12 protein-coding genes are annotated in these 16,074 nt (G+C 53.2%); 8 read left to right on the top strand and 4 right to left on the bottom strand.

The window, feature by feature from the left end; all coding sequences use genetic code 11:
* Positions 1–410 precede the first annotated feature (410 nt).
* On the bottom strand, positions 411–3,521 hold the full coding sequence (locus Q31b_RS14545) for a histone H1-like repetitive region-containing protein (protein WP_146600384.1): 3,111 nt from the start codon (positions 3,519–3,521) through the stop codon (positions 411–413).
* Positions 3,522–3,675: 154 nt separating this feature from the next.
* On the opposite strand from Q31b_RS14545, the gene Q31b_RS14540 reads away from it, so the two are divergent.
* From Q31b_RS14540 to ruvX, 6 genes are all read left to right on the top strand, one after another.
* Positions 3,676–4,002, top strand: coding sequence for a tetratricopeptide repeat protein (locus Q31b_RS14540; RefSeq protein ID WP_231617578.1), 327 nt, complete (start codon positions 3,676–3,678; stop codon positions 4,000–4,002).
* A 258-nt stretch (positions 4,003–4,260) separates the two neighbouring features.
* A complete protein-coding gene (gene recO / locus Q31b_RS14535) occupies positions 4,261–5,058 on the top strand; it encodes a DNA repair protein RecO (protein ID WP_231617577.1) in 798 nt (265 codons plus the stop codon).
* The gene (locus Q31b_RS14530; protein WP_231617576.1) at positions 5,055–6,338 is read left to right on the top strand and encodes a tetratricopeptide repeat protein; all 1,284 of its coding nucleotides are present in this window, start codon (positions 5,055–5,057) and stop codon (positions 6,336–6,338) included. Before recO ends, Q31b_RS14530 begins: the two co-directional genes overlap by 4 nt.
* Complete coding sequence (lptE, locus tag Q31b_RS14525) at positions 6,335–6,892, top strand: LPS assembly lipoprotein LptE (RefSeq protein ID WP_146600383.1); 558 nt, start codon at positions 6,335–6,337, stop codon at positions 6,890–6,892. The genes Q31b_RS14530 and lptE overlap by 4 nt, the downstream gene beginning before the upstream one ends.
* Complete coding sequence (gene folP / locus Q31b_RS14520; protein WP_449289929.1) at positions 6,889–7,743, top strand: dihydropteroate synthase; 855 nt, start codon at positions 6,889–6,891, stop codon at positions 7,741–7,743. The genes lptE and folP overlap by 4 nt, the downstream gene beginning before the upstream one ends.
* Before the next feature lies 1 nt (position 7,744).
* The gene (gene ruvX / locus Q31b_RS14515) at positions 7,745–8,260 is read left to right on the top strand and encodes a Holliday junction resolvase RuvX (RefSeq protein WP_146600382.1); all 516 of its coding nucleotides are present in this window, start codon (positions 7,745–7,747) and stop codon (positions 8,258–8,260) included.
* A gap of 2 nt (positions 8,261–8,262) precedes the next feature.
* Here the strand turns inward: ruvX and Q31b_RS14510 are convergent, their stop codons facing one another.
* Entirely contained in the window at positions 8,263–8,481 is a 219-nt protein-coding gene (locus Q31b_RS14510) for a hypothetical protein (RefSeq protein ID WP_146600381.1), read from the bottom strand.
* Between the two features lie 260 nt (positions 8,482–8,741).
* The gene (locus Q31b_RS14505) at positions 8,742–9,131 is read right to left on the bottom strand and encodes a hypothetical protein (protein WP_146600380.1); all 390 of its coding nucleotides are present in this window, start codon (positions 9,129–9,131) and stop codon (positions 8,742–8,744) included.
* Between the two features lie 117 nt (positions 9,132–9,248).
* Here Q31b_RS14505 and recG point away from each other — a divergent pair, with 117 nt between their 5' ends.
* Both recG and Q31b_RS14495 read left to right on the top strand, forming a co-directional pair.
* Positions 9,249–11,432, top strand: a complete 2,184-nt coding sequence (recG, locus tag Q31b_RS14500; RefSeq protein ID WP_261343860.1) for an ATP-dependent DNA helicase RecG — start codon at positions 9,249–9,251, stop codon at positions 11,430–11,432.
* A 319-nt stretch (positions 11,433–11,751) separates the two neighbouring features.
* Positions 11,752–12,747: an adenosine kinase gene (locus tag Q31b_RS14495; RefSeq protein ID WP_146600378.1), complete on the top strand. Its 996-nt coding sequence runs from the start codon at positions 11,752–11,754 to the stop codon at positions 12,745–12,747.
* Between the two features lie 353 nt (positions 12,748–13,100).
* On the opposite strand, the gene Q31b_RS14490 is transcribed toward Q31b_RS14495, so the two are convergent.
* On the bottom strand, positions 13,101–15,623 hold the full coding sequence (locus tag Q31b_RS14490) for a dockerin type I domain-containing protein (RefSeq protein WP_197171535.1): 2,523 nt from the start codon (positions 15,621–15,623) through the stop codon (positions 13,101–13,103).
* Positions 15,624–16,074: the final 451 nt, after the last annotated feature.

Below are 16,074 nucleotides of genomic sequence, written 5' to 3'. Positions count from 1 at the left end.
GTCGATTTAATCGGTTTGACTCGACTGATTGTTTAACGCCAAGCCATAGGCGACCAATTATGGAAAAGCTGACGCCTTCGGCTAAGCGTTAAACGATTAAATCGACAGGCCGTTAGCCACGGTTCACACGACAAATCACGGAACCTTGGCTAACGGCCTGCTGATTTAATCGGTTTGACTCGACTTATCGTTTAACGCCAAGCCGTAGGCGACCGCTTATGGAAAAGCTGACGCCTTCGGCTAAGCGTTAAACGATTAAATCAGCAGGCCGCTAACGCCAAAACGGCTAATGAATCATCCGGGCTAGCGCCGTTGGCGTATTTGACGAATGCAGGAAGGAAAAGGAGGTAAGCTCCAGCTGCGAAAAAACAAAGCGTTTGAGCATCCCAGACGTAGCCTACCATTCCCCCCTACCGCGATTCGCTGTCACTGCTGCGGCGGCTGACTCGGTCGCTTTGTGGACTCATGTAGTGAGTCGCTTCTTCGGCGACCAAGACGGTGTCGCCCGAGCGAATTTCGGTGCGGAACCGGTGGTGACCAGCTCGGTCGGCCTTCGCAACCACGCGAAGTCGGACCTCTTGTCCAGCAGCGATCGACTTGATCGGATCGAACAAAACTTGCCCGGTCAACAATTCACCCGTTTGGCCTTCGATTCGATTCGGTTCGATGCCATGGCTGAATTGAGCGATCGCCCGTACGTCGGTGGCCTCTTTACTACCTCGGTTACGCACGACGATTTCGTAGGTAACATCGCTTCCAATCGGCGCGGGCGCGGGCGGATCGTTGATCGATAGGACCAAGTCAGCGATCGATTCGACTCGCGTTGCCAAGGCCACCCCCGTTTCCCCAGCGGCAGTGCCCTTGCAATCGAAGACAAACTTTTGGTTTCCGGTTGCAACCATTTCACAGCGAAATTGATAGCTGGAGGTCGCACCAGGGCGAAGGGTTGGAATCGTCCAAGCGAGCGTACCCGCATCCAACTTTGCCTCCTCTAAACCGCCAAGATAGGTAACGCCACCGGGCAGCCGCAGGGTTGCCACAATTTGTTCGCTTGTGGCCGTACCTGTGTTTTGGACTTCGAGGTTGTAAAGCGATTCGGTATTTTGATAGCGAAGCTCAGGACCGGTAAGTATCGCTTCGAGTTTTGCTGCCGAAACGCGAATGGTCTTTTCCGCTTCCGCACGCAGATCCAAATCACCCGATGCGAGACCGTGGATTTTTAGGTCGACAAGATCTTGGGCGGTCAGTTCGACTTCGAATTGAGCTTCCTTGCCCGCAGGGATATCACCAATGCGTTGGGTTTGTGGTGTGGCTGAGTTAGGTGAAAGGGTGAAGACAACGTTTGCTGCGGTTCCATCCCCTGGATTCAAGACACGTACCGTGTATGCTTGTGACTCGCCATAGACCACTTCTTCGGGGCCATCGATGGTCAAATCCAAACGAGGTTCGTGAACCTTGACAGTCGCGACGGCTGGCTCGGGAACGAGCGTCCAATCGACGTCCAAGTCATGAGTCCCACTGCGTTCGGCACGAAGCTTGACAAACATGCGCTCGACCGACCCGGCTGGTAAAGATTTGATTTTCCAAACCAGACGCTCACCTTGCTTTTGCTTTTCATTCTCGACGATTCCCTCGGAAACTTCATGCCCGCTGATTTCAGCCCAGTCAGGAATATTGGCACGCACGACAATCGCGTTGGCGTTGATGGCACCTCGGTTTTCGACGCGAATTTCGTATTGGCGTGTTTGACGAATCATGACTTCGCCCGGTCCGAACGTCATCACGCGAATGCCTGGTAGCTCCGACGCGATCGATGATTCCCCCGCGACCAATTGGCGACCATGGATGCTCTCCGACGGGGATTCACTCATGCTACGACGTGACGAGGTCGATGAATGGTGGGCGACCGAATGAGCGTTGATGCTTTGACCGAAGGTCGCTTTGGTCCCGGCGATGCGATCACTTTGGGCATTCGCGAAACCATCGGAATCACCATCGGTGTTGGTCGAGGCAGCGAGCCCTGATCCAATCCGTGTGGATGTCGCTGGCGTTTGAAGCTGCATTGATCGACCATTGACCACGCGGTCATCGCTGTCGGATCGCACAAACTGATTGGGGCTAAACGCTGCAGCCGACGGTCCCGCAGGTTGCGAATGGGGGTTCGTTGGCAACTCGAAGCCCGGTGTGGCTTGCCACGACTTGCCGTCGTCTACGGCCAACTTCTCCGCAGCCGCTGCCTGCTCGGCGGCCAGTTTGTCGGCGGCCAGTTTATCGGCGGCCAGTTTATCGGCGGCCAGTTTCTGAGCTGCAAGCTTTTGGGCTGCTAGTTTTTGAGCAGCTCGCTCTTGCGCAGCCAACTTTTCGGCAGCCATTTTCTCGGCAGCGATTCTGTCGGCAGCGATTCTGTCGGCAGCGATCTTGTCGGCGATTGCCTGTTCCGCTGCTCGCTTTTGGGCAGCCAATTTGTCAGCCGCTCTGTTTTGTGCAGCGAGCCTTTCCGCGGCAGCGGCTCTCGCTGCAGCTAGCTGTTCGGCCTTCTTCAAGTCTTCTTGCGCTTGCAGGGACTCTTGAATGGCTTGGTCCGACGACTGGATCTCTCGGCGAGCAACCCGTGGTACCAGTTCGATGCTGTTTGGCACCGACGCATTACGATTCTCGGATGATGCGGATTGTGCTAACTCCGATGACGTTTTGATTGTCGATGGATCAAAGGTATCGAGCAGGCGGCGTCCACTTCGGCGGCTACTCGTTTCGCTTGATAGCTCGGCAATCGTTCGACGACGTGAAACACTTGGGGCGGGGGTCGCCGAAGCAATCGGCTGCGACGTCGCTGGCGGCGATGTCTCCTTCGCGACTTGACTTCGCGGTTGAGGAATGCCAGTTGGTGGGGTGGGAATACGGGACGCTGTTTGCCCCGATGAATACGATCCGGATGTTTCACTACGACTTACCGTGTGTGGCTGAGGCGATCGGCCGCGGATGATTCGTGCATTCGGGTCGACCGTCCCTGGATCACGAATCGGTGTGCGAGTTTGTGTTTCACTCGATGGGTGTGCCGTATGGTAGGGAATCCCACTCCAGTCGGCAGGTTGACGCGGGGAGGTCGAATCGCCCGACCCACTGAGCCTTACCGGAGCGCTTGGTTTCGAGCTGATTGATCCTCCAAACAGTCCACTGAGCAAGCTTGGAGCCTGAGTTTTCTGAGTTTGTTGGTGGTTGTGACTGTGATTGACAGACTGCGACTGGGTTTCATTGTTACTTCCGAATCCGAGTGCGTTGAGCAGGCCACCGCGGCTTGAGCCTGCAACGAGTTGGATTTCGCTGGGTTGTTGGCCCTCGTTCGAAGCAAGATCCCTTGACGCGGCGGAAGATTCTCCTACAGCATGGACGACCGCGGGGGAGCCAAAATCGGGCGTTTCACCGATTGCCGGCTCAGCGGTCAAGCTGTTTGTTAGTAGGAATGCAACAGGAAGTGCGACCGAGGTCACTGCCACAAGCATTTTGCGAAGACTGCGCATCATGCATTCATCTCACGTTTTGTCGGAAAGAGTTCGATACGTCTTGGTTGATCGGCAAACCGTGCGGTGCTAGATGAATAAAATTTGCCGGTTATACCGATCTCATCGATTTTCGGTATAACGACGGTTTTTATGACTACCGAACGGAGAGTAGGGGATGATGAGCCGAAGAGAAAAGATCGAGGCGATGTTGGCGGATGAACCAAGCGATACGTTTTTGCGTTATTCGCTAGCGATGGAGCTAAAGAGCGAAGGGGAATTTGATGACAGTTTATCGCGATTGGACGAGTTGACGCACGATTCGCCGGCTTACGTCCCCGCATTTTTTATGGCCGCTCAAACATTGGCCGACTTGGACCGAGTCGACGAGGCGCGGACCTACCTGCGCGACGGAATAGAGCAAGCAAGAGCTCAGGGCGACGCACATGCAGCGGCAGAAATGAGCGAATATTTAGCTGCGTTGGGAGACCGAGGAGAGTTGTAAGCTGGGTCTTGGGGGGGGCGCAAAAGCTTCGCTTTCGAGCAGCTTAGAGGTTGCCTCCTATTCATGCCTGCATTCGTCAACTACGTCGTTAGCGCAAAGTAGAGATATCTGGAACAAAAACTGCGTAAAGCAATTTTCACGTAAACCGCAAGTTTTGAGCACTCCAGACCCAGCCTACAGCCAATTCCTGAGGTGCCCAATTCCTGAGGTGCCCAATTCCTGAGGTGGTAGCCTGGAAACCCGTTTTTTAAATTTTTCTTGTTATTCGATGATGCCAATGGAGTGCTTGTGTCGGCGGAACAGAGCTTAGCCATCATTATCCGAACGATCGAGTTTAGCGAAACCAGCCTCATTGTGACGCTGTTTAGCCGCGAATTGGGAAAGTTGTCGGCCATCGCGAAGGGTGCCAGGCGTCCCAAAGGTCCTTTCGAAGGATCGCTTGACTTGCTAAGCGTTTGTCGTGTAGTTGTTATTTGCAAGCGTTCGGATGCACTTGATTTGTTAACCGAAGCGAAGCTACATCGACGATTTCGAGGAGCCGAACGCTCGCTCGAACGAGTCTACGCGGGCTACTATCTTGCTGAACTATTGCGATTATTGACTGATGACTACGACCCTCACCCCGAAGTTTACGACTTGACCACCACGACGCTTAACGAAATCGATGGTATGGGAGATGTCGCCACGGCCGTGCTCTTTTTCGAAGCACAATTGCTTCGCATGATCGGTCATGCAGCGTTAACCGATCGTTGTACCGAATGCGGAGGAGACGTCGATTCGTCGCTTTCACGAATGCCGTTTTCGCTGCTTTCAGGCGGTGTCGTATGCAAACCTTGCTCGAACCGACAAAGCGGTGTCTTGTCGATTCGGCAAACGGCCATCAAAGAATTGAGGAGGTTGTTCAGCGTCGATGCAAACTTACAAACTCGCGTTCCGAGCCATCTTTACAGCGAGCTTCGCGCCGTAATGAGCCGATACATTCAAACAATCGTGGGCAACGTGCCCCGGACGCAGTCTTTACTGCCTGACTCGATGAGGACGGAGCCGACCGAATGATACGATACCACCAAGCAGCGCTACGACGAATCATGCCCAATTGCTTTTTATGCTCGACGCTTGTATCCCTCGTCATTCTGTCAGGTTGCCAGAGTTTTGGCGGGAAGAAGAACGACCTTGGCGCATTGACCGCTGCGCCCCCAAATGCGGACGAAGGTGCTTCGCCAATACAGCAGGTTTCGTATGTCGATGCCGCTCGAGAATCAACGAAAAAAGTCATTAATTTTGTCGCCTTGCGCGAGCAAGAGGATTTAGCCAAAGGGAAAGAACTTTACCAAGCCGCTGACAAAAAGTTTCGTGAAGCAAAAGAATTGAGTGGGGACGAGGCAAAGAAAGCGTTTTACGCTGCGTCAAAGCTGTTTCGGCGAGCTTCCGAAGCTGCACCGGAAACCGCTCTTCAACAGGACGCAATGTTCATGCGTGCCGAAAGCGAGTTCTTTGCAGACCGTTTGAACGATGCGGCAGAAACCTATGGAACGCTTCAGAAAACGTTTCCACGTAACCGACACAATGACTTGGTAACCGCTCGCTTGTTCACGATTTCTAAGTATTGGATTGAAACGGTCAAAGCAGAAGAAGGCAGTTGGAACTTCGTCAATCTGACGGACCACAAGCGTCCCCTCACCGATGCCGATGGGCACGCAATCCGTTTGCTTGACCAAATCCGCTACGATGATCCGACCGGAAAATTGGCAGACGATGCCACCATGGCTGCCGCTGCAGAACAAATCCGCCAGAAAAAATATAGCAAGGCCGACGAGTTTCTGACGGATTTACGCGAGACCTACACCGATAGCGACCATCTCTTTTTGGCACATCTGTTAGGGATCCGCTGTAAATTGGAAATCTACGCGGGGCCAAAGTATAGCGGCTTGATCCTTGAGGAAGCCGACAAACTCGTGAAGCAAACGCGGGAACGGTTCCCTGATAAAATGCAGGACGAGAAGTATGCCGAAATCCTCGCTCGAGCAGCCGCTGAGATTGACTTCCATCAATCCGAACGCATCGCATACCGAGCGGAGTTTCGTGAAAAGAAACAGGAGTATGGTGCGGCTCGATACTACTACAACCAATTGCTCGAAAAACATCAAGGCTCGCCACATGCGGAGGTCGCACGCGAACGATTGGCAAAGATCGAAGCGTTGCCGGACGTACCGGTGCGAAGATTGTCATGGTTGAAAACCGTTTTTCCCGACTCGACCGCTTCGAGTCCGCTCGAACCAACCTTTGACGCGGATGGCAATCGGAATCCCTCCGGAGGCGAAACGTTGCTGCGATGAGCACACGATTTGATTTGACCGACCGGCTTGGTCACTCGCTAGCCACCGCCCTTTGGGTTGCCGTTTTCATTGCCATCGGCGGGTGCTCGCTCTATCAATACGGACCCTCATCGCTGTATCGTAGCGATATTAAAACGATTCATGTACCGATCGTACGCAATGCCACCTTTCGCAATGACTTGGGTGTGCGTCTGACCGAGGCAATTGTCAAGGAGATTGAAGGGCGGACGCCCTACAAGGTGACCGGAGACCCCAATGCCGATAGCACGTTAGTGGTGACCATGACGTCAGAAACAAAGCAGGTATTGACCGAATCCCCTTCGGATGATCCCCGGGCACTCGACGCGAACGTTGCGGTTCAAGCGAATTGGCTTTCTCGCCAAGGCGAAATGCTGATGCAAAATACGGTTGTTCCAAATAGTGGCGCCTTGATCGGCTTCAGCCAATCCGCCCGATTTGTCCCCGAAGCCGGGCAATCGATCGACACGGCAACTCAGGTGGCAATTGAGAATCTTGCTAGCCGAATCGTTTCTCAAATGGAATTGCGTTGGTGAGCCCAGCATCTCGATCAACGTCCTGGAATATTGGCACGCGTCGATTGGTGTTCGAGACCATTCCTTTGGTGATGGGGATTGTAAATGTAACGCCCGATAGCTTTTCCGATGGTGGGAAACACTTCGCAAGCGACGAAGCGATTCGTTCAGCATTGCAGATGCAAGCGGATGGAGCGGATATCGTTGATATCGGTGGCGAAAGCACCCGCCCCTACAGCGATCCCGTTGACACCGCAGAGGAACTCCGCCGTGTGTTGCCCGTGATCCAAGGATTGGCTGGCAAACTCACCATCCCCATTAGCATCGATACGTCGAAGGCCGAAGTGGCTCGCCAAGCAATCGCCGCAGGCGCCGAGATTGTCAACGACATCACAGGACTCCATGGGGATCCTGGTATGTTAAACGTTGTGAGAGAAGCGGGGGTTGGAGTTTGCGTTATGCACATCCAAGGCACACCGCAAACGATGCAAGACAATCCAACATACAATGATGTCGTCGCCGAGATCGAAGCGTACTTGATCGCAACGCGAACCATGTGTGAAAGTGCCGGAATCGATCGAGACCGGATTTGTCTTGATCCTGGAATCGGATTTGGAAAGTCACACGAGCACAACCTGCAATTGCTTCGTGCGACCGAGCGGTTCGCCAGTTTAGGGAGCCCGCTCCTGATCGGACATTCGCGAAAAGGATTTATCGGCAAAGTACTCGCTGACAAGATGGCAGACCGTGACGCGGCGGGAATCGGTATCTCGTTAGCCGTCGCCGCTGCGGGGGCCAGTGTTGTTCGGGTACACGCGGTAGGCCCGACCGCTCAAGCACTCAAGTTATTCCAATCTTGTCGAGACGTCTAAGATGACACCATCAACACCACCGGCCGATCCGTTTCCCGAATCCGGTCGAATCGCGGCAGTCGATTTTGGAACCGTTCGTATAGGGATCGCAATCTGCGATCCTGATCGCATTTTATCGAGTCCCTACGAGGTGTTCCCAGCAGCAAATTGGAAAGAGAACGGTGACTATTTCTGCAACTTGGCAAAGTCGCAGCGGGTGGTCGCCTTTGTCGTCGGATTGCCGATCCATTTGGACGGAGGCGAAAGTGAAAAGAGCAAGCTGTGTCGCGAGTTTGCCGTTTGGTTGGCGGAGTCCACGCAGTTGCCGGTCCAACTATTTGATGAACGGTTTACCACCGTCGATGCGAACGAACGAATGTCCATCGCTGGCTACACCCGCAAGAAAAAGAAGAAGCGAGTGGACGCGATCGCAGCGCATGTCTTGCTCGAGTCGTTTATCGAAGCGTGCCGATACCGAGGCGAAATCGCTGGGCAAAGAGCATCGACGGAGGAGCAGGGGGGCGAGGAGATTGGCTAGCACTATGCTGCTTCGCCACAACCCAACGCGTCCATCAAGTCACCAAATCGCTTGTTCGCTTCTTCGCGGCGACGAATTCGTTCCGAAACACTCCATTTCGAACGAATGGCTAATACTCGTCGAGAAACTTCGATATCCGAAACCAGATTTGCTTCCATTGTCTCATTTTGAGGCATTGTGATGATATCCGAGACGTTTTCGTTGTAGGTGGCAGTAAGCATCGGTGATTCCTTCCTCGTTCGTGTTTAACCGGCCTTCTGAGTTGAGTGAGAAGGCTTTGTGATTCGCATCCGTCGCAAATACGGCACATGCCGCTTGTGACGGTTCTAGGGAGTAGCAATCAGTGTGCCAAAGGTGTGTTGAAAATGCAATTTATCGCAAAGAAAACAGATTGTAGAGGGTGAAACACCGTGTTTCGTAGAAAAAAATGACATTTGCCAATTGTGAGTGGGTTCGGCATTCATGGCTAAAACGTGTCGGATCATTCCTCCATCCATGTTTTTTCTTCAAACGCATGTAGATCTTTCAAAATGCGATCCGGCAGCATCATGACTTGATAATCCGATACCGTCGTTTTGATTGCTTCACGCTCTCCGCCGACCAAGCCGCCGACCAAACCGACGAGTTGCTGCCAAGTTTGCAGCGTACATAATCCTTGAAGTTCGGCGTATTGCAATCGTCCCTGTGCGTCGTACAGCATTCCGTAGACCTGTTCCTTTGCATCGAGCGACCAAACAAAGGAACCGTCAGGCTCAAAGTGCAACCTTGGTTCTTGTTCGAGCCTCGCTTGGGCCTCTTCGAAGCTGGTTTCGATCGGTCCTTTTCCAGGCCCATAAAAATAAACGTGAAAGCGTTCAAGTTTCTTATCCATTGTCAATCCTTTATCGTATACGCCCGGCGGAGGACGGTTTGGTATTGAAGGGCAATTTCCGCTACCATACCTCAATCGCAGCGTTGAACCGAGATGGACGAATATCGGAACTGACAGATTAATTCTTTTGGCGAAAACTCGATTACCTTAACGACACCGGTCCGCTCACTACCGGGGATGGGAGAAATGCGTGCGCGGCGACTCGAAAAGCTGGGTCTCAAAACGGCTCAATCGATCATTTTCTGTTTGCCTCGTGATTACGAACGCCCCGCACCTCCGAAACGAATCGACCAACTTCGCGACCGGGAACCCGCATCCCTGATCGGGACGGTTACCGATCGAGACATCACCTCGCGGACGCCTGGTAAATCTGTTTTTGCTGCCCTCGTTGAAAACGAAACCGGTGCCGTTCGGATTCTGTTTTTTAATCAAGCTTACCGAATGGAGCAAATACTCGTTGACCAGAAGGTGATGATCTCCGGCACACCCAAGCTAAACGCAATGCGTATGGAGTTTGTTCATCCACAGGTTACGGTGTTTGATTCGGACGAAGACATTCCGACACCGAGAATGTTGGCACTCTATCCGTTGACCGAAGGGCTGCGGCAAAAGGATTTGCGTTTTTTGGTTGCGGAAACGCTTGATGCCGTTTCCGACCAATTGACCGAAGTGATGCCTGAACCGCTTCGCCACTCCGCCGCAGTCCGGCTAGGGGAAGCGGGGATCGAAACCCCCACCGTCCTGCCAAACATCCAGACCACCTTGAGAGAACTGCATCAACCGAGCAGCGAGTCGTCGATGCAATTCGCCCGCGTGCGGCTCGTCTTTCAGGAATTGTTGGTAATGCAATTGGCGCTTGCGATGCGACGCCGACGTTTGACGAGTGCACTGAAATCTCCACCGTTGCCAACAACCGCTCTGATCGACGCACGGATCCTTCATCGGTTTCCGTTCGAATTGACGGGCGACCAGATCAAGGCGATCAAGGAGGTCAGTCGGGACATGTCGTGCCAATTTCCGATGAACCGACTATTGCAGGGGGACGTCGGTAGCGGCAAAACGGTCGTCGCGATGTACGCGATGATGTTGGCAGTTGCCAATGGACACCAGGCTGTGATGATGGCCCCCACCGAAGTGCTGGCCCGGCAACACTACCACACGCTGAAAAAAGTTTTAGCCGAAAGCCGAGTCCGAATCGGACTGCTTTGTGGATCGATATCGAAGGCGGAGCGATCCAGGACAATCGACGCGGCACACCATGGCGAAATCGATATTCTCGTCGGCACACAAGCGTTATTGTACGGTGACATTCGAATGAAGAAACTCGGGCTATGCGTGATCGATGAGCAGCATAAATTTGGCGTCAACCAACGAGTTGCGCTTCGAAGCGGCGGAGTCGATCCACATTATTTAGTCATGTCTGCAACGCCGATTCCCCGATCGATGGCGATGACATTGTTCGGCGATGTGGAATTGAGTACGCTTCGTGAAAAACCGCCATCGCGAGCACCCGTCCATACCTACCTCGCCCACGATGGGTGGAAAGATCGATGGTGGTCATTCGTTATCGAACGATTGAAAGAGGGCCGCCAGGTATTTGTGGTGGCACCGCGAGTCGTTGCGTCCTCAACGGAGGTCGAAAGTGAGCCGCTGGGAAAATCGCATGAAGAGGAAAGTCTTGAAAACGAAGATGTATCGTCCGTCGAGACGATCTTCAAAGAACTGAGTTCGACCACATTATCCGAGTATCGCATTGCGCTGTTGCACGGCCGAATGCCGGCGGAAGAGAAGCAGGCTACGATGCAAGCGTTTGCGGATGGTGAAATCGACGTTTTGGTCAGCACCACGGTGATTGAAGTTGGGATAGACGTGCCCAATGCAACGGTGATGACGATTTTCGGAGCCCAGCGGTTTGGGCTGGCCCAACTTCATCAGCTTCGCGGTCGGATATCACGAGGCACTCATGCGGGGCATTTGTGTGTCTTCACCGATGGCGACTTGCCACCTGCGGAAAACGAGCGTCTCAAGCTGCTTGAAAAGACCGATGACGGCTTCGAGTTGGCCGAAGCCGACTTCCGTCTCCGTGGTCCTGGCGACATGCTCGGCCGCAAACAGAGCGGGATGCCGCCGCTGCGGATTGCCGATCCGCTCCGCGATATCGATATTTTGACGGTGGCCCGGACGATGGCTCAAGAGATGATTGATGAAGATCCCGATTTGGAAGCCGCAGAAATGAGCGAACTGAAATCGCAAGTGATTCGGCGTTACGGAAAACGGCTTGATTTGGGCGACGTCGCCTAGACGCCCTTCGCGGCCTCGCGGATCTCGCCTCGATGCGTCTGCGATTTGTCATTGTCCGTCGTTTGGACTCAATCGCGACAGCGACGTCAGCACCTAGCCCACGGCAAAAATCCTCGATCTCTACACGAGCCAGCGAGTAAGATCGTTGATTGTTCATTTTGGGACGTTCGATTATTTCGTGGTGCATCCATGTCGAGAAGCGAGACGCACGCGATGGAAAAACAGCATCAACCCGCCGCTAGCAGTGAAACACCATAACGTTTATCTTTTTCAATGAACTATCTCTTTTGTTTCGCGAAATCCATAGGTAATGAATCGAATGGCGTCTTATGATGTGCTAGGTGTTGGAAATGCATTGGTTGATATTCAAGCGAGAGTGGAAGATTCGCTGTTAAACGAACTCGCTCTTGAAAAGGGAATCATGACCCTTGCCGATGATGTGAAACAAGCCGATGTCCTCAAAAAACTTGTTGGCTATCCCTTAAACCTTTGCGCGGGCGGATCGGCAGCCAACTCGATGGTTGCCCTTGCCGATTTTGGTGGCTCGGCGGCGTTTGTCGGAAAAGTTGGTGACGACGACTATGGAAATTCGTTCCAAAGTGATCTGCAAAAACTCGGAATCCATTTCAACGCCGAGCCAAGCGATTCCGTGCGGACGGGGACGTGCGCGGTGCTGATCACCGAGGATGCTCAGCGGACGATGCTAACCAATCTTGGCGCTGCTGCAACGGTAACCGAAAACGATATTTGCGAAGAAACGCTCAAGGCCGCGAAGTATGTATACATCGAGGGATACTTGTTGACAGGTGAAACGACAAAAGCGGCCGCATACCGAGCGATGCACCTGGCAAAAGAAAACGGTGTCAAAGTCGCTTTCACAGCCTCCGATCCGTTCTTGGTCAATATGATCCGTGACGAAATCTGGGATTTGATCACGGGCCCCGTCGATCTTTTTTTCTGTAACGAAGAGGAAGCCATCAGTCTCACCGGAGAAAGTGACCCGATCAAGTGCGCAGCAAAGATTCACGAACACGCTGAAAATGTCGCCCTAACTCTCGGCGGAAAGGGTTCTCTCGTTATGCACGGTGGCGAAGCGTTTCCCATCGAAGGAGTCGAGACCAAAGCAATCGACACGACGGGGGCTGGCGATATGTACGCGGGAGCTTTGTTGTACGGGATCACCAATCAAATGGATTGGCGACATGCGGGCCACTTGGCGTCTCATGCCGCCGCCCGAATCGTATCGCAAATGGGGGCGAGGCTCGATCGAAAATTCACGGCCGCAGAAATCGAAGCACTGCTCCGCTTGGCCTAAGGCGGATGATTCATGGGCTTGCAAATTGTTTTGCTAACGTCTACGCCTTCAAGCGTTTACGTTCATTGCTCGAAAAACAGTGTGCGTACTAGCCGTTTTGGCGTTAGCGGGCTGTCGATTTAATCGTTTAACGCTTAGCCGAAGGCGTCAGCTTTTCCGTAAGCGGTCGCCTACGGCTTGGCGTTAAACGATCAGTCGAGTCAAACCGATTAAATCGACAGCCCGCTATCGCCAAAACGGCTAATGAATAATCCGGGCTAAGGCGAAGAACGCCGCCGTGCTGCTCCGCTCGGAGAGCAGAGTGACAATCGCCGCGAAAAAAAATGAATCCACGCAGGAATGGATGCAAGGGCTCAAAAGAGTTGCGTTTCGGCAAAAAACGGTTCATGGATGAGACGTCGTTTCACGTCGTCCGTCCGGTCGACGATACTAGCGATTGGCGTCGCAGCCAGTTGCTCCGGCGCGGTGCTGTCCTTTGATGGAGACGTTTCGATTAGCGAGTTGATTACGAGGAGTGCATCGAGTGCGGTAAGCTTATAATCCCCGTTTGTATCGTAGTACAGGTTGCTATAAATCGTTTCGGTTTCAGGATCGAGATCTGTATCACCACCACGATCCGTCAATTGGTTGATGACAATCAGTGCATCGAGTGCCGTCACCCCTTCTTTACCATTCACATCAAGTGGTTCGGTTTGGTTTTGGAAAAAACTCGGTTCATCATCGATCAATTCGATTCCCGCTTCGTCACCAACATAACCTGAGGCAGTGAACGTGTAGGTATACGTTTGCGTCGGTTCAGGATCATCGTCATTGATTGGAACAAGATTCACAACCACGCTTTGCTGCTGAGCGGGAATGACGAGTTCGGCATCGAAGTTTAATTCCGATGCGTTACCGCCGCGAACATTGATCGTTAAACTTTTGTCGATGTTCGTGTTGCTGCGGGACAATGTCAATCTTGCACCTGTCGTCGCATCTTCACGGACCTTTGCGAGATTCAGTAGGGCGCGGAGTGTTTCGCGGTCGCTCACGATCAAGTCGACCGATCCCTCGTCGACGCCCACTGCGTTTGCACGCAGCGATACCGTTTGGGATCCGTCGAGCAGGTTGTCGTCGACGGCATCGATCGCGACCGTGGTCGATGTTGCGTTGGCAGGAATCGTCACCGTTGACGGCAGCGTCGCTTCGCTGGTATCGCTTGATGAAAGGTTTACCACCGTTGCGGTATCAAGAGCTGGCCCCGAGCGACGGATCGTCAAAGTCGCTGCATTTGCATTGGCGTTTTCAACGATTGACGTTTTGCTTAGGGACAATTCGAACTTAGGGGGGGCAACCACGGTTACCCGAAACGTTTCCTCGTCGCTTCCGCCATTATCGTCGGTAACGTTTACCCGAACCGTATAATTGCCTGGTGTTGAATACGTATGCGATCCATTCAAAGACGCTAACGTTGTTCGCGATGAATTCCCGTGGCGGTCGATGGTTGCGGTGCCGGAATGGACATTGCTACCATCGCCCCAATTGATCGTATAACCGAACGTTTCGGTGGTCGCAGGATCGGCGTTCAATTGTCGGAATCCTTTATCCGATATCGATCCGATGTCCGTGATGCTGAGCGGTACACCGGCAACGGCCGACTGATTGGCGGGGACCGTCAAAACAGGTGCGACATTGGTAACGACCGCCGTGGCTGCTGAGAGGACGGTTTCCCCCAGCTCGCTTCCTTTCAAGATGATTTCGGCTGCATAGCGACCATCATCACCATAGACGTGCTCCGCCGTGATGGTGACACGAGAATTGACACGGGACCAGCCAATGTCATCGAGGGCAGCGGTATCGAGGTCGGTCGGATTTTGTCTTTTGCCACGAAGCAATTCCTCTCGCATGATCGTTGCTTGGTTTTGTTGGGTAAGAATCGTTTCGCCCCAGTGATACGCCCCTTCGAGCGGTACGTTGCCACTACCGTTGTAAGCGGCTTTTGCCTTCGGGCCCGTAAACTGACTTCCGGAGGTAAAGGTATCCCACGACTTGTTGATTCCTGCCTGCCCAAAACCCATGACGTGTAGGAATTCATGCATGACCACGGTGACGAAGTCCGTTTGATTGGAGCCAATATCATTTGGATCACTTCCAAAATACCAGTCGGTCCCTTGGTTATCGAAAGCGATGGACCCTCCCCAAGGTCCGAAATCGGTTGGGTTATTCCCGCTCGCACCCGTTTCGCCGCGGAATTGAACGTCATCGCGAAACGCCAAAATTTGTTGCAGTTCTGCTTGTGAACTTGGCGTAACGGTGGGGAACGCGAATCCACCTGGCCCCGCCCGGCCACGCTCGTTACCAGCCAAATCTCTGGCACCAACAAAGACGACGATCTCGTTTGCATTGACTTGCAAATTTCGGGCAGCAGCGAAATTGGTTGTGCCGTCTGAATTGAGCGTTGTTTGCCCTGTCGATGGATTGATAAATTGGGCGTTCCATGTTTTCTTGCCGCCCGGTACGATTGCTTTCAAATCATCATTAAAGGACCGCAGGACAGCGTCCGCGGCGTCTTGCAGCAAAGCACGACGCGATGAATTCGCACCCGAGAAAAAGCCGCTGGTGTCAAGGGAATAATCGAACCGAACCTTCAATTGTCCAGTTGCGGGTTGTGTGCTGACGACGGCATTGGAAGTTGTGCCGTCTCCCCAACGAACCTGGGCCGATACCGTACCGAGCAAACCGAGCGCATCGACGCTGCGGGTCAGCTCAAAAACCTCCCCCTCGGCGACGAGCATACGGCGGATCTCCAGCGTCTCAAAAGAGGCACGGCGATTTCTCGCGCATTTTGCGGGTTTGCGGACGCGAGGCTTTGCTGGCGAGAAAAGGCGATCAAACATTGACGAATTTATCAAAGAATGGTTTGGCAACGGATAAGGCAGCGCCATTGTAGCGACGGGGTTTGGATCTTGGCGAGCGCTAAAATAGAGCGAATTCGTCAATGCTCCACGCAAATGCTTGGAAGTTGGGTACTTCCTGGTCGCGATGCGACTACCTCGGTCGAGCAGGGCCGGACCTGGTGTATTCAACCGTTAGTGTTTTCGGGTAGGCCCATTACGTTGGATTGGTTCCGGTTGGCCACAAAAGGGGCTCCCGCCGTCGAGCCCTGTTCAAAACCATTTCGTCAAAAAGACGGCTCCACCGAAGAATCCGTGGGGTGATTCATCAATCCCAAGTACGGATTGGTAGGTTTTTCAGGCATGGCAGGGAAAAAAGACGTTTTGTCTGACGTTCAAAAATAGACCTCGGCAAAACAACCTGTTTTCTCGAACCTGAGCGAGACGTTCGTCC

Origin of the sequence: Novipirellula aureliae (assembly GCF_007860185.1) — a bacterium.
Lineage (GTDB): Bacteria > Planctomycetota > Planctomycetia > Pirellulales > Pirellulaceae > Novipirellula_A > Novipirellula_A aureliae.
Note: the sequence above shows the minus strand (reverse complement) of the source record. Positions and strands in the feature narration are given on the sequence as shown.